This window comes from Mucilaginibacter sp. RCC_168, from assembly GCF_041355315.1.
Taxonomy (GTDB): Bacteria; Bacteroidota; Bacteroidia; order Sphingobacteriales; family Sphingobacteriaceae; genus Mucilaginibacter.
This window is the reverse complement of sequence record NZ_JBFUPN010000023.1, coordinates 36,613-63,035: the sequence shown is the minus strand read 5'-3', so window position 1 is coordinate 63,035 and position 26,423 is coordinate 36,613. Positions and strand designations below refer to the sequence as shown.

Sequence of the window (26,423 nt, the reverse complement as noted above, 5' to 3'; positions counted from 1 at the left end):
CTTTTCTACAAACAGGTAGCCTCTACGAGGCATATTATAGCCGTAGCACCTTATTTAATTTATTGTTTATACAAAAAGGGGAGCAATGCCTCGTAGAGGCTACCTGTTTGTAGAAATCTAAATTAGAATCCTTTGCTCCGTAGGAGCTACCCAAAAACGTCCAAATCAATTATCCCCATATCGCCAACGCTCCAAAATAAAGCAACATACAGGCCGAGCTTAAAAAATTCATGCGCATGGCATTTTTATAATCGGCGTTCTCGGTTGATTGGCCAACCTTATAAAACCAGTAGTTAAAAAACAAAAATATAGGCAGGGCGCAAAGCAGAAAGAAGTAAAAATTCAGCATCTGCCCTGCCAGGTGCCAGTAATAATAAGATAAAGCTATCCCCAGGGCAAATAATACGCCCGAAAAAATAAACGAACCTTTATAACCCAATAACAAACTCAGTGTTCGGTCGCCGCGACGGCTATCCTCGGCATGCTGATAGATCTGGGTAAGCGGATACGATGCACCTATCAAACAAGAGCATATTCCACCGGCAACGATAAAGTCAATATCCCAATGCCCAAATAAGCTTAATCCACTTAAAGCGGAATAAGTAGTATAATAAATAAACGCCCCCTGGAAAAAGAAAACCGTTAAGAAACTGATAATGGGATACTTTTTTAATCGTGTGGCAGGGTGGCTGTACAGTTTCGACATAATGCCGTAAAGCAATACCGCGAAGGCAAATTCCCAGCTGATCAGAAAGCCCAGCAAAAAGGCCAAAACTTCGAGTAATATCGAAAAATAATATAGGCTGACATCCACTTCAGGCGGTTTAGCCAGCAGGGCAATACTTTCTTCATCACGGTCAAAATAACTATTATAACCGTTACTTGCCGGGAAAGCCAGTAAGTGCCAGATAAAAAAAACCAAAATTGCCGGCCAAAAATGAACAGCATCTGCCTGGCTAAAGGCAAACAGATACACCGGGAGCAAAAAAACAGAAAACACAAAACGCAGGTGCGCCCATGCCGATCGGGTAGGTATTAACTGTTTCAGGTTCATTTATTGGGCAATTATGATAAATATTATTAAACAAGGGAGGCAACCCTTCGCACTCTCATTAACGTAATAATAGTAAACATGGTTGCCTTGTGATTACGAATGTAAAAAATGGTGCCTTATAAAATGTTATGTTTGAAAGTACGTTCGTAATTCATGATGAAAAAAATTTATTTCGCCACCATTTTAGCTTTTTTAGTAACTAACAGCTTTGCACAGATAAAAACAACGGTCACCAAATCGGCCATTGCTTTTAAAATTAAAAATATGGGTATTACTTGTACCGGCGTCTTTAACGGCTTGCAAGCCGATGTGCAGTTTAAACCTGCAGACCTTGCCGGCAGCAGCATTATTGCCTCAGTAGAAACCGCCACGGTTAATACAGATAACGAGATGCGTGATAATCACCTGAAAAGCGCTGATTATTTTGATGTAGCTACTTATCCAAAGATCACGCTAAAGTCGGTATCATTTAAACATAAAAGCGGAGACAACTATACGGGCAGTTTTAACGTAACTATAAAAGACAAAACAAAACTGATAGAGGTACCTTTTACTTATACAGAAAAGGGGAATACCGCGGTATTTAATGGCAGCTTTAAAGTAAACCGCAAGGATTTTGGCGTAGGCGGCAACAGCATGGTACTGGCAGACGAGGCTACGGTTACGGTAAACGTGGAAATCAAGACCTCCTAACCCCCTAAAGGGGGAACTGTTGATTTCGGAATTGGGATATCCGATTTCGGATTTTTAGGGTTTCGGATTTAGAAATTAGAGTTTAGAATTTATATAGATGGATAGTTGCATCAGTGCCATTGGGATAGCTAATCCCGATAATCGAATAGCGCAAAATGATATTTACCATTTTATGGTGAATGCTTTTGGCTTGGATACAACTAACGCGGCCCGGTTAAAAAGTATTTATGACCACTCCGGTATTGACTATCGCTACTCTGTGATTCCGGATTTTGGCGCGGGCGATCCATCACAATACACCTTCTTTAAGCAATCGGCAGATCTGGAACCTTTTCCCGGCACCAAAGAGCGATTGAAAGTTTACGAGAACGAAGCTATAGCCATTGCCGTTAAGGCAGTACAGAATTGCCTTGCCGGTTTTGATGAAGGCATTTTACCGCAGATCACCCACCTGATCACCGTAAGCTGTACCGGCATGCATGCCCCTGGTATTGATATTGAGCTGGTTGAAAAACTGCCGCTTAACCGTGATACCGAACGCACCTGTATCAATTTTATGGGGTGTTATGGCGCCATCAATGCGCTCAAAGTATCGGATTATATTTGCCGGGCCAACCCCGAAGCTAAGGTATTGATCGTGAGCATTGAGCTATGTACTCTCCACTTTCAAAAAGTTAATACGCTTGATAACTGGGTGGCTAATTCGCTGTTCAGCGATGGCGCGGCGGCTGTCCTGGTAGAGAATACCACTAATCGCTCGGGCACAGGAACCTGTTTTTCTTTAAAGAACTTTTATACCGAATTTGTAACCGAGGCCCGGGACGATATGGGCTGGCATGTGGGCGATACTGGTTTCGAGATGATACTGACCTCCAAAGTATCTAAGCAGATTAAAAAACATATCGGCGCCCTGATGGACCGTTTTCTGCATAAAGTAAAAATGAATGCAGATCAGATCACCGCTTATGCCGTACATCCGGGCGGCCGCAAAATATTGGAAGCCGTTGAAACCGCGCTCGATCTTCCTGAAGAAAGCAACGCCTTTGCTTACCAAACCTTGCAGGAATACGGCAACATGTCATCGGCCACTATATTATTTGTGTTGCAAAAAATGCTCGCCGCGCAAAATTTGAAGGAGCAAAAGATCATGAGTTTTGCCTTTGGCCCCGGCTTAACTGTGGAGGGTATGATACTCGAAATGCATTAACCCATGAGTGATGTAATCATAGTAGGTGGCGGGTTGGCTGGTTTATTCAATGCCATTTTATTGAACCGGGCTGGTCTTAAAGTTACGGTTATCGAAAAAAAGACTTACCCCATGCACCGGGTATGCGGCGAATATATCTCCAACGAAGTGATCCCATTTTTGAGCAAACTGGATATCGACCTGGAACCCCTACAAGTGGCCCGCATCAATCGACTGGAGGTAACCGCGGTATCGGGCACCAAACTTTCGCAAAAGCTCGATCTGGGCGGATTTGGATTAAGTCGTTACACTTTTGATAATCTTTTGTATCATAAGGCCATGGCCGAGGGCGTCAATGTGATGCCTGGTACCCGGGTTGAAGATATCCGTTTTGTCGATCAACATTTTGAAGTGGTTACACCTGGTAACATCCTAACCGCGCCGTTGGTGATAGGTTCATTTGGCAAACGATCCAACCTTGATCAAAAACTGAAACGTCCTTTCTTTTATAAACGCAGTCCGTACCTGGCCGTCAAATTTCATGTGCGGATGGATTTTCCGGATGATCTTATCCAGCTCAATAATTATAAAGACGGGTATTGCGGTGTAAGTAAAACCGATGGCGACCGCTATTGTATGTGCTATATGGCTCACCGGGATGACCTTCGTAAGTTTGGCACCCTTGAAGTCCTGGAGCAAAACGTGATCCGCAAAAACCCATACCTGGATGACATTTTTAGTAACGCCGAGTTTCTGCTGGGTAAGCCTGAAGTGATCAACGAAATATCTTTTGAGAAAAAGGCCCCTGTTGAAGATCATATTCTCATGAGCGGCGATACAGCCGGCATGATAGCCCCGCTTTGCGGCAACGGCATGACCATGGCCATCCATTCGGCCAAAATATTATCCGAAAAGATCATCGCCCACTATCAGCCCGCAAAATTTAATGCCGATAAACGTGCAGCCTTAGAAGCTGATTATACCCACAGTTGGAACAAGGAATTTGCCCGCCGCCTTTGGGTTGGCCGGCAGTTACAGCGTTTGTTTGGCAATAACAACACTACGGCGCTCACTTTAAATATCCTGAATAGCCTGCCGCCGCTGTCCCGGTTCCTGATAAGTCAAACGCACGGACACGAATTTCACTAATGAAAACGAATAGGCACAAATTAATATTTTATTCGATCTCATTCGTGAAATTCGCCCCAATTCGTGAAATTAGTGTCTATTGTTATGCCTGATTTAACCATACGCGCCTCCGATGCCGAAATAATGGATGATTTTGATCTGCCGAGCAGCCAGATCGAACCTGTTTTAGCAGGTTTAGGTAAAGTAAACGCCCTACTGGGTGGGCATAAAAGTCTAATCAAGGCCTTAAAGAATTTCCCTATTCATACCGGCTACTCCATAAGCGATTGGGGTTGTGGTGGTGGCGACACTTTAATCGCCATTGCAAAATGGGCGGGTAAAAACAATTTGCAGCTCAATTTAACCGGGATTGATGTTGCACCAGCCGCTATTAATTTTGCCCGCAAGGAGTCAGCTAATTTTACGAATATCAACTATTTGCAGGCCGATGTGATTACCGGTACAAAGCATATAAGCCCCTGCGATATCGTTATCAGCAGCCTGTTCACGCACCATTTTGATGACGAACGATGGGTAACGCTTGTCAAAAACATGCAGGCATCCGCGCGCAGGGGCATCATTATTACCGATCTGCACAGGCATTGGTTATTGTACTATGCCATTGTAGCAATAACCCATGTTTTTACCCGGAACAAAATGGCCCGTAATGATGGTCCGCTATCTGTAAAGCGTGCATTCAAAAAAGCCGAATTGGTTGCTTTATTAAAAAATGCAGGAATTGATAACTATAATTTAACATGGCATTGGCCATTCCGCTGGGCTTTAATCATCTACAAATCGTAACTTTACGATATGAATTTGCGTGTACTGGTTTTAATAACCGCCCTGGGCGTGGCAATTACGCTTTCGGCCGTTAACTTTTATTTTCAGCACAAGTGGTACGATGTTATGGTAACCTTTCTGGCTACGCTCATTACCAGCTATGTGGTTTTCTATTATCTCATCGAAAAATATATCTATTCACGCATCAAGCTTATCTATAAACTCATCCACAATTTAAAATTGGGCCGCGACCTGCGCGATGCTCTTGGTGAACATGTAAGCGCCAATCCCATCAACGATGTAGAATCAGAAGTAAAGGAATGGGCCAAACAGAAAAAGATAGAGATAGACGAACTGCGCAAACAGGAAAAATTCCGCCGCGATTTTCTTTCCAACATCTCGCACGAGTTCAAAACACCGCTTTTTGCCATACAAGGCTATATTGAGGCCCTGCAGGATGATGATTTTGAAGACCGTGAAATGGCCCGTCAGTTTTTAGAGAAAGCCTCTAAAAATGTGGATCGTTTGAGTTATCTGATCAAAGATCTGGACGAGATCTCTAAACTGGAATCGGGCGAAATACCCATCAATTACAGCAAATTCAAGATCAATGATCTCATCAAAGAGGTTTTTGAATCATTGGAGATCAAAGGCAAGCAATACCATATTAAATTAATATTTAAACAAAAATACGACGAAGGTATTCTGGTATATGCCGACCGGGAGAAAATACGCCAGGTACTGGTTAACCTCATCGACAACTCCTTTAAGTATGGCAAGGAAGAAGGCAGTACTTCGGTTAGTCTTTTTGTACTGCATGATCAGGTGTTGGTTGAAGTTACTGACGATGGTATTGGTATAGAAGAAAAGTTCCTGCCGCGCTTATTTGAGCGTTTTTATCGTACAGACAGTAGTCGTTCAAGGCAGATTGGCGGCTCCGGTTTGGGACTGGCCATTGTAAAACATATTATTGAAGCACACCAGCAAACCATCAATGTGCGCAGCACCGAAGGCTTGGGTTCAACCTTCGGCTTTACGCTGCAAATTGCCAAGCAAGCTTTGCATTTACCCAATATACCCGTGTTGAAAAGTTAACATTAACTTAACATAGCAAACGTACCTTTACCCCAATTTAAAGCATTATGTCACTTAACAGCATATTCCAATACTTTGTACCCAAGGACAAGAAAATATTTTTTCCCTTATTTGAGCAGGCGGCAAGCAATGTAGTTACCATGGCTACCGTATTGGTTGAGGCTGTTAACTCCAATAATCCTGCAACCCAGGAAGAGCTTTATAAACAGATAGATAAGTTAGAGAATAAAGGTGATGAGCTAACCCACCAGATATACCTGGAATTGGGTAAAAACTTTATCACCCCGTTTGATCGTGAAGATATACATGCGCTGGCCACCGCTATTGATGATGTGGCCGATTATATTCATGGGGCAGCCAATCGCATGAGCCTGTACAAGATTGATGACTTTAATGAACATATCCGCAAGCTGTCTGACCTGATATTACAGGCCAGCGTCGATCTGGAAAAAGCCGTAAAAGAATTAAAAGACCTTAGGAATGTACGCAACATAGCCGATTCCTGCATCAGGATAAACAGTGTGGAAAACCAGGCCGATTATGTATTTGACCGCGCCGTGGCCGATCTGTTTCTGTATGAAAAAGATGCTATCCGTTTGATCAAATATAAAGAAATACTTGCCGCGCTTGAAACCGCTACCGATATGTGCGAAGACGCGGCAAACGTTATGGAATCAATTTTAGTTAAAAACGCTTAAGCATACTTAATCATCACTAAATGGTTACCTCCCTACTTGTTGTTGTTGTCGTTCTTGCCCTTCTGTTTGACTATACCAATGGTTTTCATGACGCTGCAAACTCCATCGCCACTATAGTATCTACCAAAGTATTAACGCCTTTTCAGGCAGTGCTGATGGCTGCGGTATTTAATTTCGCAGCATACTTTTTTATCAAAGATCATAAAGTTGCCAATACGGTTTCAAAAATTGTATTGGAGCATTTTGTGACCATTCATGTGATACTTTCCGGCTTAATTGCCGCTATATCCTGGAACCTGATCACCTGGTGGTTTGGTATACCTTCCAGCTCATCACATACGCTTATAGGCGGCTTTGCCGGTGCCGGTATGGCCAATGCCATTTACATGCATGTTAATCCGCTAAACGCAGTTGAAATGCATTATGTGCTTACTATAATAGCTTATATTGTTTTAGCTCCGTTCATCGGTTTGGTTATAGCTTATATTATTACCATTCTGATACTGCATATATGTAAAAGAGCCAGGCCTGCAACTGCTGAACGCTGGTTCAAGAGGCTGCAGCTGGTATCGGCAGCCGCATTAAGTTTTGCTCATGGCGGTAACGATGCGCAAAAGGTAATGGGTATATTATATGTAACCCTGATCACTTCAGGTGTAATTAAATCCGGTGCGCCAATGCCCGAGTGGATCCCATTGGCTTGTTATACCGCTATTGCCGCCGGAACCATGTCTGGTGGTTGGAAGATTGTAAAAACCATGGGTTCCAAAATTACCAAGGTAACTCCTTTAGAGGGTGTAAGCGCGGAAACCGCGGGTGCGGTTACCCTGTTTATCACAGAAAGATTTGGTATCCCGGTTTCAACTACGCATACTATCACAGGTTCTATCATAGGTGTTGGTTTAACCAAGCGCGTTTCGGCGGTACGCTGGGGGGTTACTATTAACCTGGTTTGGGCCTGGATCATTACTATACCTATATCTGCCCTTATTGCCGGTGGTGTATTTGCACTGATACACCTGATAGGATAAATTTTTATTGCCTGCATTTTTTACTAAATTTAAACATGATGAAAACAAAGTTTTTAGTAATTACCGGTTTGCTGGCATTTACAGCATTTACCGGCAGCAACACCCTTAATCAGACCGCGCAGGCTGCGGTACTACCTGCACAAATTACACCAACCAATTTAGAAATAGGCAAGGGCCTTAAGCAGGCGCTTGAAATAGCTACCGGCAAAAGCTCGGATCAGTTATCGGCAGTTAACGGTTTTTTTGGTAATGCCGCGGTTAAAATACTTTTCCCTCCGGAGGCTCAGAAAGCAGAGAAAACTTTACGCAACCTGGGTATGGGCAAACTTTGCGACAATGTGATACTATCGCTTAATCGTGCTGCTGAAGATGCCGCGAAGCAAGCCAAACCTATTTTTGTGGATGCCATTAAGCACATGACACTGCAGGATGTAACCAATATTTTAATGGGTAACCAGGATGCTGCTACACAATATTTTGAACACGCTACTACCCCTCAGCTCACTGCTAAATTTAAGCCGGTTATACAAACCAGCCTCAACAAGGCCAACGCAACCAAGTATTATACCGATGCTGCAAAAGCCTATAATAAAGTTCCTTTCGTAAAAAAACTGAACCCTGATATCAGCGATTATGCTACTCAAAAAGCCATCTCGGGTTTATTTGTAGAGATAGCTAAAGAAGAATTGAACATTCGCCAGAATTTAGGTGCCCGCACTACACCGCTATTACAGAAAGTATTTTCTTTTGCTGATAAGAATAAGAAGTAAAAGCCTTTTCTTTGATCAGGCCTATGGTTCATAGATCATGGTTCATAGTTTTATGCGGAGTGTTTAGTTCATATCAAAGCACGAACCTTGACCATGAACTATGATCAATGACCTATGAACCAAAACTAACTACTTCTGAAATTTCACCTTTACGGTAACTGTTTCGGGCTTGTGGTTATTATTCCCGATCCACGAGGGGCCATTTTTAATCAGGTCGATTGCTTTTTGATCAGCGATACTATTCAGGCTTTTTTTGATCTTAAAATCACTTAGCGATCCATCAGTACCTACGGTAAAACTTACATTTACATTGCCTGTACTACCATCTGGTAAAGTTGCATTGGCTTGCAAGTATTTTTTAAAGCTGCTCCAATTATTTTGTGGATGAGCGCTTTCGGCAATGGGTTCTCCGTCGGCATCTTTTTTACCGTCATAACCTACTACCACAACCTCGTTAAGCGAATTGGTAGCATCCTTAAGCTCAACTCTTAAACTATCGCCTACTTTCGCGCTTACTTGTTTACGTTCAAAGCCTATGGATGCGATATCCAGGGTTTCATTAGATGCCGGAGCAGCCGACAAGGCAAATTTACCATTAACATCCGTTACTGTTGATTTATTAGTACCCTTAATGCGTATAGCAGCCCCAATAACCGGTGATCCATCGCCCTTTGAAAGAATGATACCTGTTATCCGGCTGGCTTCGGCCTGTGATTTAGGATCTGCGGGGATCACGGTTAGGCCATCAACCTTCCCGGGTAATATGGACGCTTTGACGGCTTTTGATCTCCTCAAGGCTATAGCGTTATCCAGGCTGTCCTTTTTACTTTGCGAAGTATAATTCATCACCACAGCCTCGCTTAGCTGTTGGGTATTATCGGTTTTATTAGTACCTGCTTTAACTTCACGTAAAACCGGTGAAGCAGATTGCTTATACACATTATAGCCATAATTAGAGGTCGATGGCGGTACCTTTTTAGTCAAATCATCTGGGGAAGCTACCGAACTGGTAACAGCTTGCTTATCAGCCGAGGATATCTCCTGCTGATAGACGGCATTGTCACTGGGTTTATCAACAGACTTATTAGCCTCTTTTACCACAGCGTTAGGTTTTATGTTTTGTGCTACCAATGGGACGGCGGGTTTGGCAGACGGTGAAGGTGGTATCACTGTATCTTTAGGCGCTACCGCTTGTGTCTTATCCATCTTGGTTTGCGGTACTAAATCGGCTTCTCTTCCTTTGTAGTGTATCGGTTCTGAATTTTTAAGCCATAATCCACCAATGGTTAATACTATTAAAACCGATGCCGCTATTGACCATACCTTCCATGAAATAACCCGGCCTCTTTTTTCGGCTGTGCGTTCCTTCAGGCGGCCAGCCAGTTCGTTCAGGTTTGCCTGCTGATTTTTCGCGGTAGCTTCGTAGCCTTCCAGGGCGTCCATCAAAAACGGATCGTCAAGGGCCTCCCGCTCCAGCTGGTGCATAGCGGTATCATTAAGCTCTCCGTTGAGGTACTTCCTGATCTGCGATATGTCGGCTTTTTTATTGCTCACTGCTCTTTTCCAGGCAAATTTTTAAATTTCGTTTGCCATTTTGTATATAACTTTTCACCTCATTTAAACTAAATCCGGTTATATCAGCCACCTCTTTGTAACACTTCTCTTTTAAGTAAAACAGATCAATGCTTTGCTGCTGCGCGCCGGTCAGTTTATCAATACAACGCTCCAAAGCTTTATAAGCTTCTTCGCGGTTATTATCATCAGGATGCAAAAGAGGAGTAAATTCCATAACCTCGTCCAAAGCAACCACTTCTAATTTTTTGCCCGCCCTTAATTGCATCAAGCAATAATTGCGCCCCAATACATACAGCCAGCTTCTGAATATAGCTATATCATGCTGTTTTACTTTAATAACCAATTCTTCAAATATGCCCATCACGGCATCTTTAGCCAAATCTTCATCCTTCAGGTATTTTAAACAGACGCCATAAACCAAAGGCATATACCGCTCATAAAGCTGTCCTAAAACAGCAATATCACCGTTATCACGGTAAATAGCTAACAATTCTGCGTCAGTTGATGAGCTTAGTTTATTTGGTTTGATAAAATTGGTCATTAAAACACTGCCAAAATAAATTTTTTATATCGTTTATGGAAATTAAGCTGCTGTAACATCCTTATTAAAATGAAAGCAATGTGCAGATTCAGATGTGCAAATAGGCAGATGAGGACTGCAGGTATAAAAATCAGTAATTCACTAAATCAATAATTATCAAATGAAACAGTTACTATTCATTTTAATATTCGCGGGCCTAACCGGGTTTACGCCTGCCTCCAATCGTCATATCAGCGGAACGGTTTATGACGATAATAACAAGGTGTTGCCGGGTGTACAGGTAACCATTACAGGCACCAATCGAGGTACACAAACTGATATCAAAGGCCATTATACTATTGACATACCTGCAGGTAAAAGCAATCTCACGTTCAGTTTTATAGGCTTTGAATCACAAACCATCAAAATCGGCAAGAGCAATACGTTGAATGTTCATCTGAAAGCATCTAACCAGTTACTTAATGAAGTGGAGGTAGTAGGTTACCCCACGCAATACAAAAGCAATTTAACTAACGCAGTTGCTACTGTCAATTCAGCTGTTGCCGATAAAATGTATTCCGCACCGGTAGCCGGGGTGGCAGTCAGCAAAAACGTAAGGCATTACAACAAGTCTATTCAGATGAGGGAAATAAAAATGATACCCTCTCCTGTTGCTGATAACGAAAGCTATAAAGGCATTAACGAAAATGGTTTTAAAACCGTTGAAAGTGAGCCATTATCCACTTTTTCTGTTGATGTGGACGCGGCATCCTACAGCAATGTAAGGCGTTTTATCAACAATGGTCAGCTGCCCCCTGCCGATGCGGTGCGGATAGAGGAGATGATCAATTATTTTCATTACAACCTGGCCGGCCCAACCAATAACGAACCCGTTGCCATACATACCGAACTTTCTGCCGCTCCCTGGAATAGTAATCACCGGTTGCTGCGCATCGGTCTGAAAGCAAAAACTATCGCTAACGATAAATTGCCGGCATCAAACCTGGTATTTTTGATAGATGTATCGGGGTCGATGTATGAGCCTAACAAATTACCGCTGGTACAATCGTCCTTAAAAATGCTGGTTAACCAATTGCGCCCGCAGGACAGGGTGGCTATTGTTGTATATGCTGGTGCCGCTGGTGTGGTTTTACCGGCAACATCAGGCGATAAAAAGACTACCATTAACAACGCCATTGATAACCTGCAGGCAGGTGGTTCAACAGCCGGCGGTGCGGGTATTAAACTGGCCTATAAAATCGCTATGGAGAACTTTATGAAAGGCGGAAATAACCGGGTAATGCTGGCTACCGACGGCGATTTCAATGTAGGTGCATCCAGCGACGACGACATGGAAAAACTGATTGAGAAAGAACGTGAAAGCGGGATATCCCTTTCCGTTTTAGGCTTTGGCATGGGCAATTATAAAGACAGTAAAATGGAAACCCTGGCCGATAAAGGCAATGGTAACTATGCCTACATTGATAATATTACCGAGGCCCGCAAAACCCTCATCAGCGAGTTTGGCGGCACCCTCTTCACTATTGCCAAGGATGTAAAATTACAGGTAGAATTTAACCCCGGCAAAGTTCAAGCTTACCGTTTATTAGGCTATGAAAACCGCGCCCTCAACAAAGAGGACTTTAACAATGATAAAAAGGATGCCGGCGATATGGGATCTGGCCATACCGTAACGGCTTTTTATGAGGTAGTGCCTGCCGGTGTTAAAGACGATTACTCGGGCAGCGTTGATCCGCTTAAATATCAAAAACCAAAGCCCGTGCCTTATACCAGTTCATCAGATGAAATGCTGACCATCAAATTCCGGTATAAACAACCTGCCTCATTGGTAAGTAAAATGAGCCATGTGGAAGTGTATGACAAACCCGTAGCCTTAAATTCTACATCAACCGATTTTAGGTTCGCGGCGGCTGTAGCTGAGTTTGGCATGCTGCTGCGCGATTCGCAATTCAAACAACATTCTTCCTACGACCAGGCTATCAAAATGGCCCGTGCCGCCAAGGGTGACGACAGTGAAGGTTATCGTGCCGAGTTCATTAAACTGGTTGAAAGCGCCAGGCTACTGAACCCCAATAACAAGGTTTTGGCAGCTGAGGAATAGATTTTAGATGTGCAGATTTCAGATGTGCAAATTTCAGATGTGGTAATAATGGATTTGGGGTCATAATTCGCCTGCAAATTTTAAATCCGCTTATTTGAACATCTGAAATCTGCATATTTGCACATCTACATATTTGCACATCTGAAATCTGTGAAACTGTACATCAAAAATATGGTATGCAACCGCTGCAAAATGGCGGTACAAACCGAATTGGAAAAAGCCGGGCTGGAACCTTTGAGCGTGGAACTCGGTGAAGTAGCGCTGAAAAAAAGTCCGGAAGCACAACAACTTCAAGCGCTGGAAAAATCACTGACATCTCTTGGTTTTGAGCTGATAGATAACCAGAAAAGCCGCCTGATTGAGCAAATAAAAACTGAGATCATCAAATTAGTGCATTATACCGATACGGCCAACCCATTGAAACTTTCGGTGCTGTTAGCCGACCATCTAAATCATGATTACAGTTACCTGAGCAATCTGTTTTCATCTGTAGAAGGTACCACCATCGAAAAATATTATATCGCCCAAAAAATTGAAAAAGTTAAAGAACTGTTGATCTACAATGAACTGAGCCTGTCTGAGATCTCTTACCAGTTAGGTTACAGCAGTGTAGCTCATCTTTCGGCCCAGTTTAAACAGGTAACCGGCATGACGCCATCACAATTCAAGAGACTGCAGAAGCATGACCGCAAAAGTATCGACGCTGTATAGCAAACCCTTTTGCGGTAAAAATCTTATAATAACCATCCATAATTCTGTAAAGCTTACGGATTGAGCTGTGGGTAAATTTGTGTCATCAATTTAATAACATAAATCATGACACATACTTATCAAATAACCGGCATGACCTGCAGCGGTTGTCAGCATAAAGTTGAAACCCTACTTTCGCAGGTAAAAGGTGTACAAAACGTAGATATCTCTCTTGCCGAAGGCACTGCCGACATTAGCATGGCGCAACATATCCCTACAAGCACCTTACAGGATGCGCTGAAAGACTATCCTAAATACCAGCTTAGCGAAGCGCAGCATACCCCTGCCATGAGCATGGACATGGAGGATACCGAAAACCGTACCTGGCTGGCCACCTACAAACCTATCCTGCTCATTTTCGGCTATATTTTAACCATAGCCATTATAGCCGGGTATATGGAGCACGGGTTTATGACCATGACCGCCATGCGCGTATTTATGAGCGGCTTTTTCCTCACCTTTTCCTTTTTTAAACTGCTTAATTTGCAAGGCTTTGCCGATAGTTACTCCATGTATGATATTGTAGCCAAACGCTTTAGGGCATGGGGTTATATATATGCTTTTATTGAACTGGGACTTGGTTTAGCCTTCGCACTGGATGTACAGCCTTTTGCGGTAAATGCAGTCACCTTTGTGGTGATGACTGTAAGCCTGATAGGTGTGTTGCAAAGTGTACTCAATAAACGCAAAATTCAGTGTGCCTGCCTGGGAGCAGTTTTTAACCTGCCCATGAGTACCGTTACCATTGTGGAGGATGCCCTGATGATTGTGATGAGCGCAGTTACTTTGGCGATCATCCTTTAAGAAACCCATTGGCTATCTAAAAAACTTTTTAAAGCTTATTTTAACAAAACAGCCCGATTTTCCTTTTTGAGCGGAAACCGGGCTATTTATATATACAAATATAAGCAATATTTTGAGGATATCCAGGCGCTATTGTACCACTTCGCTGATCTGGATAAGCGGTGTGATATTGGTGTACTTCGGGAAATCAGCTCTAATTTCGTCCACGTGTTTTGCAAGGGCAGTCTCGTAATCAGAAAGCTTGTCGAAATACAAATAACCAATTGCCAGGAACGGAACAGACACATTAGGCGCTCCACCTGCCAATCCTTTATCAATAGCGTAAATTTTGAGATTAAAGAATTTCGCCATCAGCGGCATGTGGTTCTTGGTGTAGTAGTCCATGTCAAAAGTTTTCCCTTCACCATTGGGGTAAAGGACGGTTACTTTGATCATGCCTTTTTTTACTTTGGGAGCATCAGTAGTTTGAGCTTGCAGGCAACTTACAGACATTCCCAAAAACAGGAGCATTAAAATAGCTTTTGCTTTCATTTTATAGGCTTTTAAGGTTAAATTTAAAGGTATTGAAAAAAGCCGGAATCAGCCTATCTTTCGATGGTAACGAAAATAACCGATCCGCAAAATGTTGACTTTCACATATTACGTGCTGGCGTCCGGAAACATTACACCCATGCCCGGTTGAGGTTTATACGCCAGTTAAACAGCTAAAGGTCCATTCCAAAATTACCCACTATATGTCATTTTTTTGCATGTAACCAGCATTATACATTTAAAAACCATCTTATTCCCTAACTTTGCGGTTTGCTCCGGATATAAAATACCAGGGGCCTTGGTTAATAAAAGGGGAATTTCATGTACGATATTTGTTGCATAGGGCATATTACTTTGGATAAGGTGGTGACACCACAGGCGGTTAAACACATGGCCGGTGGCACATCTTTTTACTTTTCGAGCGCCATCCGTAATATGGATGTGAGCTATACTTTGGTAACCTCTCTTGCCGAAAACGAAATGCCAACCGTTGAAGCTTTACGCGCCAAAGGCATCGAAGTACATGCATCTACCTGCGCCCATACCGTATATTTCGAAAATATTTACTCCGGCAACCAGGACCACCGCACCCAGCGTGTGCTCCAGAAAGCTGATCCTTTTACCGTAGAACAATTGCAGGGCATTGATGCCCAGATCTTTCACTTAGGTCCGCTTTTGGCCGATGATATCCCGGTTAGCCTTATCAAAGAACTAAGCGGCCGTGGCAGGGTATCGTTGGATGCGCAAGGTTACTTACGCAAGGTGGAAGATAAGAACGTGATCCCCGTTGACTGGCCCGCCAAAAAAGAAGCGCTGCAATACATTGATATTTTAAAGGTTAACGAGCACGAACTGGAAGCTTTGACCGGACTAACAGATATCAAAAAAGGTGCATTAGTACTGGCCGATTGGGGCGTGAAAGAAGTAGTGATCACCCTGGGCAGCATGGGCTCCGTAATTTATGCCGATAGTCTTTTTTACAATGTGCCTGCCTATATCCCCACAGCTGTTGTTGATGCTACGGGTTGCGGCGATACTTATATGGCCGGATATTTATACCAGCGTATCAAAGGCGCTTCGTTCCAGGAAGCAGGCGAGTTTGCAGCAGCTATGGCCAGCTTTAAAATAGAATCATCAGGGCCGTTCACTGGCACTAAAGAAGATGTGCTGAATTTACTGGAAGTAGGCGAGAAAAACGTTTGCTGTTTATAGTTAATGGGCGGTGATTCATAGATCATAGTTCATGGATCATGGTTCATAGAAGCTGCTGCAATCAAGGTTAAAATCTATAAACAACTCTTCTGATATAACTCTTCGTTATAATTCATGAGCCATGAACTATATGCTAAAACAACCACCACCTTATATTTCCCTTACATCCGTAGCACTTATCCATCCTTCGTTGCCGTTGGAGAGCCTGATCTTTACCCAATCATTGTTATGCTCCAGGATATCTACCTTGGTGCCATCGTGTAGTACAAACAAATCTTTCGACTTTAATGTGGGCTCACTTTTGATGGTAACCGAACCGCTGAAAACAATGGCCTCGTGATGACTGTCAAAATAATCGGCTTGCCTACCGGCCACAAAAATGCAAACCAGGCCTAAAAATACCAGCGCTAAAGCCGAGTAAAAAGATGCTTTTTTAATGGTTACCGATAGGGTGAAGCGATACAGGATCAGCAGCAGCGAGCCCGCTAATATCAGCAGCACGCTTAGCACTGCCAATGTGCCCAGCGAGCAGGCCAGGATAAAACCATGCCACCATTTGGTGATAAAAAACTCTGGTGCCGCTTCCAGTTTGTCGGTTGTTTTTAAGTTGGCAAGCTGGATATTGATACGGATATCCTCATCGCCTGGCGAAAGCTTGTGCGCCTTTTCGTAATACAGCAATGCCGATGGGATATCGTTGTTTTTGTAATAGGCATTACCCAAATTAAAGTAAACCGCTACCGAGCGGTAACCGCCATCAACCAGTTTCTGGTAGGAGGCTATGGCCGCCGGATATTGGGCTTTGGCATATTCTGTATTTCCTTTTTTAAATAACGCCATGGTAGCATCATCGCTAAATGCTAACAGCGGCGATATGATGAGCAATAACAAATACATCATGCGTAATAGAGTGCGTGTTGCCGGTTTCGTGTTGCCAGACACATCTGTACATCTAAAATTCGCACATCTGCACATTTGCACATCCGCACATCTGCACATCCTCATTTTACAATTTATCTTCGATATCATTGATCATGTTTTTTGCTTTGTCAAACATCTGCTGCTCTGATATACCCGATACCGGTGCATAGCGTGCCATATCGCACAGGTCAAGCGTATTCAGCAGCTCGTTGATCAGCCCTTCATCCAGCGAACGTGCTTTTAGCTCCGAAGCTATTTTTTCGCGGTTAAGATAGGCCGCGGCGATGTTCAACTTGTCGCTTAAATAACCATACAAGCCCCTGAATACATTTTCGTAAAAAGCTTTGGAGTTATTGGCTTGTAACTGCGCCTGAGCGCTGGCCAGGTGTTTGGCTGCTATTTTACCCGCTTTCCTCTTTTTTACCTCCACAATATCGCTGTTATTCTTCTCGTACCATTTGCCGTATATCAACGCGCCCAAAAACAAAAGCGGACCAAAAGCCAGTAAACTATAATATAGGGTTGAGTCGTAAAAACCTTCGCCATTTTTGGTGATATCGCCACTGGTTTTAATATAGCGGATATCCTTATTCAGCAGTTTTATATCCTGCTTATCGGCACCTGAAAAAGCGGTTACATTATTTTCCAGTGTCCCCTTGTTCACCTTTATTTTGAAGCCCTCGGTAGGCAGCGATACATATTTGCCGGTAGCCGGATCAAAATACGAAAACTTAACCGGGTCGATAGCAAAATTACCTTCGTGCCGTGGTATCAGCAGATAGTTATAGATACGGGTACCTGTTTCGCCGCTTTCTTTTTCGGCAATGGTATCCTCGGTTTTGGGGTCGTACTTTTCAAAATCGGCCGGAAAAACGGGGCTTAAAGGTTTTAACAGTTTCAGGTTCCCGGTTCCCGAAATTTTAATGCTATAGTTGATCGGCTCATTAGCCTTGATCTCTTTTTTATCTAAGGAAGTACTGATAGAGAATTTACCTACCGCGCCACCAAAGCCATCTGGTTTTCCCGGTGGTAGTGGTTTTACGTGAATAATGGTCGGCGCGCTTTTAATCTTGTATTTAACATCGTTATAGGTACCAAAAAACTGTCCGAACATATCGTCGTCGCTTGCTTTAGCGGCCTCCCGTATCACAAAAAGCATGGATATGGGATCGATGTTGATATTACCGGTATGCTCGGGGAACAGGATGTTCTTTTTCATATCGGCCACGTTGTATTTTACGCCCTTGTAAGTTTCCACATGCCAATTCGGGTTCTGATTTGGATTTTTGATTTCCTGGCTGAAAAAGCCATTCAGATCGGGGAGTTTATCCGGTTCGCTGCCTACAATAGCTACCCGGGTATATAATTTGTAGGTTAAAGTGATCTGCTCGCCCAGATACACATTACTTTTGTCCACATCGGCCCTGATGAACAGTGATTTATTAATATCAGTACCAGGTCTTTTCATAGTAACCCGGCTATCGGGAGCACTTTGTGACTGTGCTGCTGCTACAGCATTATTCTGCGGGGCAGTGGCGCCTTTTACTACTTTTATTTTCAGCGGTTTAGTATTCAGCTGCCGTCCGCCCGAAAAAATGGTTGCCGGCCCAATGGTGTAAGTACCTTCTTTTACAGCAACCAGCACATAACTAATAGCTATGCTCGAAGAAGCATTACCATTGATAACTTCCATGCTGGTTGACGTGTTTGGGCCTGACACTACCAGGAAACCGGTAAAGGAAGGGGGTGTAAAACGGTCGCCATTATTATTGATGGTAAAAGTTACTTCGAACTGCTCTGTTGTACCCACTTCTGTTTTACTTGCCGAAGCCGTAAAATGAATATCGGCAGCAAAAAGCACGCTTGTACTCAGCAGTAGTAGTAACAATATGAAGTATTTCCTTTTCATTCTTTCATTTATCTGGTTCGGGTGGCGAGGATCGAGGTTCGGGTTACGTGCTGTCCGAAGTCTCCGACTTCGGACCATTATGCCTGTAGTTTGCAACTACATAATCAAAATCTGTAGTCTGAAGACTACGAACATAGTCGTCCGAAGTCAAAGACTTCGAACAGCGCAGACTCCGAACTCAAGACTACAAACTTAAGACTTAACCTTACCATTCTTTTTCTATGTGCATTTTAGCACCTTTTTGCTTTTTATTTTTCAGCTTATCCTGCGTTTGCTTTTCGTCGTTATTCAGGGCTTCCAGCATACGTTCGGCATCCTCTTTGGACACGTTATTTGGATCGGGTTTCTGACCAGCGTTGTTTTTATTCGGATCGTTTTTATCCTGCCCGTCTTTATTATCCTTATTGTCTTTGTTGTCCTTGTTCTTATCGTCGTTCTTTTTGTCCTGATCCTTCTTATCCTTGTCCTTATTGTCTTTATTATCCTTGTTTTTATCTTTATTCTTGTCTTTGTTCTTATTATTCTTATCCTTATTTTGTTTTTGCTTCAGCTTTTCCAGCGCATAGGCCAGGTTGTAGCGGGTTTCCTCATCCTCCGGATTGTTGAGCAATGATTTTTTATACGCTGTTACACTTTCTTCCAGTTTGTTTGACTCCAGCATGGAGTTACCCAGGTTATGGTAGGCTTTGGCCAATACCTCTTTGTTCTTGCTTGATGCCGCTATCTTGCCAAACTGTTGCCCGGCATCGGCATATTTCTTTTGTTTATACAAGGCATCGCCCAGGTTAAAGTTACCGGCTACAGTTTTACCCTGTTTGCCAATAGATACCCGGTAGTTGTTTTCGGCATCCTTATAGTTTTGCTGCTGATACAGTTGATTACCCTGCCTGATATACTTTTTTTCCTGCTGGGCAAAAAGGACAGAAGCCTGCAGCACTAATATAACTACGATGATATATTGCTTCATGACTTTTTTACTTCAAATAATTTTAACGCGCTTAACCGCATATTTTTACGGTTAGATATAAAAAATTCCGCCACCAATAAGCCCAACGCTATAGCCAGGAAAAACTGAAAGCGATCTTCAAAATCTTTAAACGATTTGCTATCATATTGTTTGCGCTGAACCTTAGCTACCTGATCCATTACAATATTTAAGCCGCTGTTGGAATTGTTGGCCCTTACGTAGATACCACCGCCCGCGGCGGCTATATCCTTACCCATTTGTTCATTCAGCTTGGTGATGATTTTATTACCGGTTTCATCGACACGAAAGGTGCTGTTAGCCTCATCCGGATAAAGCGGGATAGGAGCGCCCTCTGCCGAACCCACGCCTATAACATTCACCATCACTCCCTTGCCTTTTGCTGATGACGCGGCCTCCATGGCGTTATCCTCATGGTTTTCGGCATCGGTTATCAGGATCATGGCTTTACCAGTTCCATTCTTAAAATCGAACGATTTTACGCCCAACTCAATAGCAGCGCCTATAGCCGTGCCTTGTGTGGGTACCATTCCTGTACTCACGGTATTTAAAAACAGCTTGGCTGCAGAATAATCAGTGGTCATGGGTAATTGTACATAGGCCTGGCCTGCAAAAACAATCAAACCGATACGGTCATCATGCATCCTGTCAATCAGCTGTGAGATAGCTCGTTTGGCGTTTTCCAGACGGTTTGGCGCCAGGTCACGCGCCAGCATACTGTTGGATACGTCGAGCAGTATCATCAAATCGGCGCCTTTGCGTTTTACCTCCTCCGTTTTTGAACCCAGCTGCGGATCGGCCATGCCGATGATCACAAAGGCATAGGCTACTATAAAAAAGATGAACTTGAGCCATGGCCTGGAGAATGAAACCTGCGGCATCATGAGGCGCACCACGGTTTTATCGCCCAATGAGGCAATGGCTTTCCTTTTCCAGCGGCTTACCAGAATAAACAGCAGGATAAATACCGGAATAACCAGCAACCCCCATAAAATATCTGTATGTGCAAAACGTAGCATCTTCTTGTAAATTCTAAACTCTAAATTCTAAACCCTAAGTTTTCAAGCGCACTCACCACTTACTACTCACCACTCCCTAAGTTAACGCTCCCTTAAACAGGGTATTTTTTAATAAAAACTCAAGCGACAATAAGGCCAGCGCGATGATAGCCCAGGGCAAAAACATTTCTGTTTTCCGGCGGTACTGGGTTACATCGATCTTGGCTTTTTCCAGCTTATCAATCTGTGTGTATATCTGTCTCAGTGTTTCGTTATTGGTTGCCCTGAAATATTTGCCACCGGTTATATTGGCTATTTTTGATAGCGTGCCTTCGTCGATATCAACCTTCATTCGCTGATATTGTATCCCCATTGGTGTAGGCACCGGATAAGGTGCATAACCATTGGTACCTAAACCTACGGTATAAACCCTAACCCCAAACTGTTTGGCTATCTCGGCGGCGGTAATAGGAGGAATGGAGCCTGAATTGTTTGAACCATCGGTAAGCAAAATGATCACCTTGCTTTTGGCGGTGCTGGTTCTTAAACGGTTCACGGCTGTAGCCAGGCCCATGCCTATAGCGGTTCCGTCCTCGATCATCCCGTTCTTGATATCAGAGAATACATTGATCAATACATCATGGTCAATCGTGAGCGGACACTGTGTAAAGCTTTCACCGCTGAAGATCACCAGGCCGATACGATCGTCGGGGCGGTTCTTGATAAAATCAATAGCGATATTTTTGCCGGCTTCCAGGCGATTAGGTTTAAAATCCTCGGCCAGCATACTGCCCGAAATATCGGATGCTATCATGATATCGATACCCTCAGTACTGCTATTTTGCCAACTTAATGACGACTGCGGCCTGGCAAGAGCCACAATTAAGGCAGCTATAGCCAGCGACCGTATCGCAATACCCACATGCCTGAAACGGGCTGTATAGCTTTTTTTGAAAGTAAAGCTCTTCAAAGTAGGCACACCCAGCGTACCCTGCAGCTGGCGCTGTTTCCAAACGTACCAGGCCACCATTAAGGGTATGATTAAAAACAACCAGAAAAATCCCGGATGGGCAAATTCTATTCCTTTAAACCAGCTCATTTGTTATCCTCTTGCTTTTCAATGGGTAATTGAATGGCTTGCTGCGTTCTGTTCACAAAGGCAACGGCATTATCCATGCTTTGTTCATTATCCTGTGGCAATGGTTTTTCTTTCGCAAATTTCACCAAATCGGCCAGTATCAGTACCTGGCGCAGCGCGTTGCGGTTCTCTTCAGTTATATCCATATACCGCAGATTGGCAAAGATCTCATCAGAGGTTTGCTCATGTGCTTTGATCATATAACGGCTTTCCAGATAATCACGCATAATGTCAGTAAGTTCGGTATGATATTGCTTTGTTTGCTCCTGCTGCCATAGCTTTCTGTTGCGCAGTTCGGTTAGTTTTTGCAGCGCTATCACATGAACAGGCACAACGGGCTTGAGCTCCTCAACAACCACTTCTTTTTTATTCTTTTTCCTCAGGTAATAGATCAGAAAAATTAGCCCTCCGATTATGATGGCTGCTTCTATGCTGATCACCAGGGTTAGATGATCCATCAGCCAGTCTAAAAAAGTATACTGGACAACCAGCGGCTGTTTGATGTCATAAGCGGCTTTGGTAGTATCCACTGCAACGGTGGCTACTATCAGTTTCAATGGCGCGGTTTTAATCTCAGCACCCTCGGTATGGAAGGCGTATGCCGGGATCACATATTCCCCGCTATCAAACGCGGTTATGAGGTAATGATGCCCAATAGTTTCGATACTTGCATCATTCTTATCAACTATGGTATCAGTTTTACTGCCTACGATCAAAATTCTATTGGCTATGCTGTCTGCCAGTACCGGGAATTCAACCTTGTCCTTATCCTTTATGTGCATGCGGGCAGTAAGGTGCAGCTGTGTTTGCTCACCTATTTTAATAGCTTTACGATCGAGCGTGGCTCCAACCTCCGCGGTTTGCGCACTGCTTTCGTAAACAAATCCGGTAAGCAGTATGGTTAACAGTAGCAGGTGTTTAATAAAGCACTTTATCATCTTTTGCCTTCCCGCTTTTTAAATAATGTCATTAATGGTTTCACGTATGATTCATGAGTACCAATGCTGGTAAAATCAACACCCGAGCGGCTAAAGGTTTCCCTTAGCTGACCGTTCCTTCTTAGCCCTTCGGCTTTAAAGGCAGTGCGTACCGCCTCGTCAGAAGTATTCACCCAAAGCAGTTCACCGGTTTCTTCATCCTTCATCGGGATGAGGCCCAGGTTCGGGAACTCTTCTTCGTGCTTATCATAAAGGCGCAGGGCAATCAGGTCATGCTTTTTATTGGCGATCTTTAACTCATCCTCAAAAGCCGGACTTATAAAATCGGAAATAATAAAGGCCGTACACTTTTTCTTGATGGCCCGGGTAAAGAATTTTAAAGCCTCGGCAACGTTGGTTCCCTTGCTTTCGGGCTTAAAATCGATCAGCTCACGGATGATCATCAGGATATGGCTGCGGCCTTTTTTTGGCGGAATAAACTTTTCGATCTTATCGCTAAAAAACAGCACACCCACCTTATCATTATTTTGTATGGCCGAAAATGCCAGTACCGCGCAAAGCTCGGTGGCTATATCCTGCTTTTGCTGATTTTGCGTTCCAAAGTTCTCGGAGCCGCTTACATCAACCAGCAGCATAAAGGTAAGCTCGCGCTCCTCATCAAAAACCTTTACATAAGGGTGGTTAAAACGGGCGGTCACGTTCCAGTCGATCGTGCGGATCTCATCGCCCAATTGGTATTCGCGCACCTCGCTAAAAGCCATACCACGGCCCTTAAAAGCCGAATGATACTCGCCCGAAAACAGGTGATTGCTCAACCCGCGGGTCTTGATCTCGATCTTCCTTACTTTTTTCAGCAGTTCTTTGGTATCCTTAGCCATAGTGTTTGGGGAGAGGATGGAATCAAGAGGTAAGAGTCAAGAATCAAGACAAAAATTTAAATTCTTGTCGTAATACATTCTTGTTTTTTGATTCTTATCTCCTGATTCTTGACTCTTATCTCTTGATTCTTTTCTTAAGGTACTTCTACCACGTTCAATATCCCTGTAATAATATTTTCACTGGTGATGTTCTCTGCCTCGGCCTCATAGCTTAGACCGATACGGTGACGCAGTACATCATGACAAATAGCGCGCACATCCTCGGGGATCACATAGCCCCTGCGTTTGATGAACGCGTAGGCTTTTGCAGCCAGCGCCAGGTTGATGCTGGCCCTTGGCGACGCTCCAAAAGTGATCAGGTTTTTATAGTGCGCAAGCTTGGCCTGCTCGGGGAAACGGGTAGCAAAAACAATGTCAATAATGTATTGCTCTATCTTCTCGTCCATATATACTTCCCTTACAATTTTTCGGGCGCGCACAATTTCCTCCGGTTTGATGATGGGCGATGGCTTTGGCATGCCGCCTGGCAATATATTGGCTCGGATGATGCGTTTCTCTTCTTCCTTATCCGGATAGTTGATCACCACCTTCAGCATAAAACGGTCAACCTGTGCTTCGGGCAGCGGATAGGTACCTTCCTGCTCAATCGGGTTCTGGGTAGCCAGTACCAGGAAAGGGTTTGGCAATGGGAAGGTATTGTCGCCAATAGTTACCTGGCGTTCCTGCATCGCTTCCAGCAGCGCGCTTTGCACTTTGGCAGGCGCACGGTTGATCTCGTCGGCCAGGATAAAGTTGGAGAACAGCGGACCTTTACGCACAATGAACTCTTCTTTTTTCTGGTTGTATATCATCGTACCCAGCAAATCGGCGGGTAAAAGATCGGGGGTAAACTGGATCCGGCTGTAATCGGCCTGTATGGCTTTGGCCAGCGTATTGATGGCCAGCGTTTTTGCCAGTCCCGGAACACCTTCCAAAAGGATGTGCCCATCGGCAAGCAAACCGATCAGTAATCGCTCCACCATATATTTTTGCCCGATGATCACTTTATCCATCTCCAGTTTCAGGAGGTCGATAAAAGCGCTTTCTCTTTGTATCATTTCATTCAGCGCCCTGATATCGGTTGAATACGATAAGCTACCAGGTACAGTGCCTGATGAAACGTTTTCAGTATTACTTTTTAATTCTTCCATGCTTCTTTTTTGTTCGGTAGGCAAACTTACTCACACTAACATTTTTTCGCCAAAAAAAATGCCCGCTTAAATGTTAAAAATTGTTAAATCTTTGTCGTTCGCGGTAAATATATAAGTTTTTGTCAGCCTAAAGCTCAAAGCCTAAAGCCATTATTATATAAAAAGAAGCTTTAATGACATCTATCGACTTGTTTAGTTGAATGCAAATCAAATTGCTGCGCGTAATCGATTCACCCCAGCATCATTTTTTTAACCCCGCAATGACGGATTTTATATTTTCCATATACCCTCTTTGCGCCGAAGGCGGAGAGAGGGATGTCGAGCGCAGCGATGACAGGGTGAGTCGACACCACGCGGAAATTTGAATTGCACCCGTTTTGCTGTGTTTTTTAAAACAGAACGATTTGGCTAACTTTAAAATCCATTTTAAGAATATCCATGTATAAAAAATATTTATCCTTCATCCTGTCTCTTGGCACCCTATTTTTCTCAGGCATCGCTTACAGTCAAACCGCATTCAAAAACATCCCTCTTCCGCCGAACATCAGCAGTGTGAACGAAGAATTTTCGGGCATGACCCTATACGCCGGCAGGGTTTACCTTGAACCGCAATACGGTAGTCATAAGGAAACCAAACTCGATGGTGATTTTTTTATTTACAGCCTGCTGGCTGATAGCGTTGGCCGTGTGATTGACGGTAAAGACACCGCGTTAACCGCTTACCGTCCCGTCCGTGTTAAAAACCTGGATAAATTGCCCGACTCTGTAAAAACTTATTATGAAGGTTTTGAGGCGATAACCATTGTCAATAATATAGCATACCTGTCTATCGAAACCAACGATACTTACGACTATTGCTTTCTGCTCCGGGGAGTCCTGGACACCCTGCAAAACACCATCACTATTGATCCCCTGCATTTTGCAACGCTTAAAAGACCTTTGCGTATCAACAACGCCGGTTTTGAAAGCGTTACCTGGCTGCCTAAAGAGAAAAAACTACTGGCTTATTACGAGTACAACGGCATGACCAGCGGCGGTAAGGGTTATTTAATTGATACCTCTTTTCAGAGAGCGCCACAAGCTATAAAAGTACCATTTCTTTATTTCAGGATAACGGATATCACCGCTACCAAAAAGGATAATATCTATGGCATCAATTACTTCTGGAACGGTGATTATGATGCTTACCTGAATAACGACCAGCTTAAAAATCAGGAAGAAAATATAGAAACAACCATTCCCGACCTGAAGGATAACATCACCCAAAACCCGGATTACCTGAAAAAGAAAAGCACCAGCTATGGTCGTATCGTAGTGCTTAAAAACCGGAAGGATAAACATTGGAAACAGGTAACCTCGGCATTCCCCGCACCAAAAAATAACTGGGAGGGTATAGCACTTTACCGTGACGGCGCGCTGATTATTACTGATGCTAACAGAAGCAACAAACAGTTGACTACGTTTGGATATGTGAAATTTTAATGTGCAGATGTGCGGATTTCAGATGTGCAGAT

Annotated in this window: 25 protein-coding genes; 13 read left to right on the top strand and 12 right to left on the bottom strand. The window is 43.5% G+C overall.

Annotated features, from left to right (window positions below; translation table 11 throughout):
* Positions 1 to 169 precede the first annotated feature (169 nt).
* On the bottom strand, positions 170 to 1,054 hold the full coding sequence (locus AB6735_RS21125) for a UbiA family prenyltransferase (RefSeq protein ID WP_370998047.1): 885 nt from the start codon (positions 1,052 to 1,054) through the stop codon (positions 170 to 172).
* 153 nt (positions 1,055 to 1,207) lie between these two features.
* On the opposite strand from AB6735_RS21125, the gene AB6735_RS21120 reads away from it, so the two are divergent.
* The 8 genes from AB6735_RS21120 to AB6735_RS21085 all read left to right on the top strand — a co-directional run bounded on the left by AB6735_RS21120 (position 1,208) and on the right by AB6735_RS21085 (position 8,438).
* Entirely contained in the window at positions 1,208 to 1,747 is a 540-nt protein-coding gene (locus tag AB6735_RS21120) for a YceI family protein (protein WP_370998046.1), read from the top strand.
* Positions 1,748 to 1,844: 97 nt separating this feature from the next.
* Positions 1,845 to 2,954 (top strand): type III polyketide synthase, encoded by a 1,110-nt coding sequence (locus tag AB6735_RS21115; protein WP_370998045.1) that lies wholly within the window; start codon positions 1,845 to 1,847, stop codon positions 2,952 to 2,954.
* Positions 2,955 to 2,957: 3 nt separating this feature from the next.
* The gene (locus tag AB6735_RS21110; protein ID WP_370998044.1) at positions 2,958 to 4,082 is read left to right on the top strand and encodes an NAD(P)/FAD-dependent oxidoreductase; all 1,125 of its coding nucleotides are present in this window, start codon (positions 2,958 to 2,960) and stop codon (positions 4,080 to 4,082) included.
* Positions 4,083 to 4,166: 84 nt separating this feature from the next.
* A complete protein-coding gene (locus tag AB6735_RS21105) occupies positions 4,167 to 4,865 on the top strand; it encodes a methyltransferase domain-containing protein (protein ID WP_370998043.1) in 699 nt (232 codons plus the stop codon).
* A gap of 9 nt (positions 4,866 to 4,874) precedes the next feature.
* Positions 4,875 to 5,939, top strand: a complete 1,065-nt coding sequence (locus AB6735_RS21100) for a sensor histidine kinase (RefSeq protein ID WP_370998042.1) — start codon at positions 4,875 to 4,877, stop codon at positions 5,937 to 5,939.
* Between the two features lie 47 nt (positions 5,940 to 5,986).
* On the top strand, positions 5,987 to 6,637 hold the full coding sequence (locus tag AB6735_RS21095) for a DUF47 domain-containing protein (RefSeq protein ID WP_370998041.1): 651 nt from the start codon (positions 5,987 to 5,989) through the stop codon (positions 6,635 to 6,637).
* 20 nt (positions 6,638 to 6,657) lie between these two features.
* A complete protein-coding gene (locus tag AB6735_RS21090; RefSeq protein WP_370998040.1) occupies positions 6,658 to 7,668 on the top strand; it encodes an anion permease in 1,011 nt (336 codons plus the stop codon).
* Between the two features lie 35 nt (positions 7,669 to 7,703).
* Positions 7,704 to 8,438, top strand: coding sequence for a DUF4197 domain-containing protein (locus AB6735_RS21085; RefSeq protein ID WP_370998039.1), 735 nt, complete (start codon positions 7,704 to 7,706; stop codon positions 8,436 to 8,438).
* 129 nt (positions 8,439 to 8,567) lie between these two features.
* Here AB6735_RS21085 and AB6735_RS21080 read toward each other — a convergent pair whose 3' ends face one another.
* Both AB6735_RS21080 and AB6735_RS21075 read right to left on the bottom strand, forming a co-directional pair.
* Positions 8,568 to 9,992, bottom strand: coding sequence for a carboxypeptidase-like regulatory domain-containing protein (locus AB6735_RS21080; RefSeq protein WP_370998038.1), 1,425 nt, complete (start codon positions 9,990 to 9,992; stop codon positions 8,568 to 8,570).
* Positions 9,982 to 10,554, bottom strand: a complete 573-nt coding sequence (locus tag AB6735_RS21075) for an RNA polymerase sigma factor (protein WP_370998037.1) — start codon at positions 10,552 to 10,554, stop codon at positions 9,982 to 9,984. The genes AB6735_RS21080 and AB6735_RS21075 overlap by 11 nt, the downstream gene beginning before the upstream one ends.
* A 160-nt stretch (positions 10,555 to 10,714) precedes the next feature.
* On the opposite strand from AB6735_RS21075, the gene AB6735_RS21070 reads away from it, so the two are divergent.
* From AB6735_RS21070 to AB6735_RS21060, 3 genes are all read left to right on the top strand, one after another.
* Positions 10,715 to 12,655, top strand: a complete 1,941-nt coding sequence (locus AB6735_RS21070; RefSeq protein ID WP_370998036.1) for a von Willebrand factor type A domain-containing protein — start codon at positions 10,715 to 10,717, stop codon at positions 12,653 to 12,655.
* Positions 12,656 to 12,805: 150 nt separating this feature from the next.
* Complete coding sequence (locus AB6735_RS21065; protein WP_370998035.1) at positions 12,806 to 13,366, top strand: helix-turn-helix domain-containing protein; 561 nt, start codon at positions 12,806 to 12,808, stop codon at positions 13,364 to 13,366.
* A 105-nt stretch (positions 13,367 to 13,471) separates the two neighbouring features.
* Positions 13,472 to 14,209, top strand: a complete 738-nt coding sequence (locus AB6735_RS21060) for a heavy-metal-associated domain-containing protein (RefSeq protein WP_370998034.1) — start codon at positions 13,472 to 13,474, stop codon at positions 14,207 to 14,209.
* A 129-nt stretch (positions 14,210 to 14,338) separates the two neighbouring features.
* Here AB6735_RS21060 and AB6735_RS21055 read toward each other — a convergent pair whose 3' ends face one another.
* Positions 14,339 to 14,740 (bottom strand): EthD family reductase, encoded by a 402-nt coding sequence (locus AB6735_RS21055; protein WP_370998033.1) that lies wholly within the window; start codon positions 14,738 to 14,740, stop codon positions 14,339 to 14,341.
* A gap of 321 nt (positions 14,741 to 15,061) precedes the next feature.
* On the opposite strand from AB6735_RS21055, the gene AB6735_RS21050 reads away from it, so the two are divergent.
* The gene (locus tag AB6735_RS21050; protein WP_370998032.1) at positions 15,062 to 15,952 is read left to right on the top strand and encodes a PfkB family carbohydrate kinase; all 891 of its coding nucleotides are present in this window, start codon (positions 15,062 to 15,064) and stop codon (positions 15,950 to 15,952) included.
* A 150-nt stretch (positions 15,953 to 16,102) separates the two neighbouring features.
* On the opposite strand, the gene AB6735_RS21045 is transcribed toward AB6735_RS21050, so the two are convergent.
* The 8 genes from AB6735_RS21045 to AB6735_RS21010 all read right to left on the bottom strand — a co-directional run bounded on the left by AB6735_RS21045 (position 16,103) and on the right by AB6735_RS21010 (position 24,813).
* A complete protein-coding gene (locus tag AB6735_RS21045) occupies positions 16,103 to 16,852 on the bottom strand; it encodes an SH3 domain-containing protein (RefSeq protein ID WP_370998031.1) in 750 nt (249 codons plus the stop codon).
* Positions 16,853 to 16,958: 106 nt separating this feature from the next.
* Positions 16,959 to 18,782 carry a BatD family protein gene (locus tag AB6735_RS21040; RefSeq protein ID WP_370998030.1) on the bottom strand — a complete coding sequence of 608 codons (1,824 nt, stop codon included), beginning with the start codon at positions 18,780 to 18,782 and terminating at the stop codon, positions 16,959 to 16,961.
* 205 nt (positions 18,783 to 18,987) lie between these two features.
* On the bottom strand, positions 18,988 to 19,749 hold the full coding sequence (locus tag AB6735_RS21035) for a tetratricopeptide repeat protein (protein ID WP_370998029.1): 762 nt from the start codon (positions 19,747 to 19,749) through the stop codon (positions 18,988 to 18,990).
* On the bottom strand, positions 19,746 to 20,786 hold the full coding sequence (locus AB6735_RS21030; protein ID WP_370998028.1) for a VWA domain-containing protein: 1,041 nt from the start codon (positions 20,784 to 20,786) through the stop codon (positions 19,746 to 19,748). Before AB6735_RS21030 ends, AB6735_RS21035 begins: the two co-directional genes overlap by 4 nt.
* 76 nt (positions 20,787 to 20,862) lie before the next feature.
* Positions 20,863 to 21,864, bottom strand: a complete 1,002-nt coding sequence (locus AB6735_RS21025) for a VWA domain-containing protein (RefSeq protein WP_370998027.1) — start codon at positions 21,862 to 21,864, stop codon at positions 20,863 to 20,865.
* Complete coding sequence (locus tag AB6735_RS21020; RefSeq protein WP_370998026.1) at positions 21,861 to 22,841, bottom strand: BatD family protein; 981 nt, start codon at positions 22,839 to 22,841, stop codon at positions 21,861 to 21,863. The genes AB6735_RS21025 and AB6735_RS21020 overlap by 4 nt, the downstream gene beginning before the upstream one ends.
* Entirely contained in the window at positions 22,838 to 23,719 is an 882-nt protein-coding gene (locus AB6735_RS21015) for a DUF58 domain-containing protein (protein WP_370998025.1), read from the bottom strand. The genes AB6735_RS21020 and AB6735_RS21015 overlap by 4 nt, the downstream gene beginning before the upstream one ends.
* A 134-nt stretch (positions 23,720 to 23,853) precedes the next feature.
* Complete coding sequence (locus AB6735_RS21010; protein ID WP_370998116.1) at positions 23,854 to 24,813, bottom strand: AAA family ATPase; 960 nt, start codon at positions 24,811 to 24,813, stop codon at positions 23,854 to 23,856.
* Between the two features lie 534 nt (positions 24,814 to 25,347).
* Here AB6735_RS21010 and AB6735_RS21005 point away from each other — a divergent pair.
* Positions 25,348 to 26,391, top strand: coding sequence for a hypothetical protein (locus AB6735_RS21005; protein WP_370998024.1), 1,044 nt, complete (start codon positions 25,348 to 25,350; stop codon positions 26,389 to 26,391).
* The last annotated feature ends 32 nt before the right edge of the window (positions 26,392 to 26,423 follow it).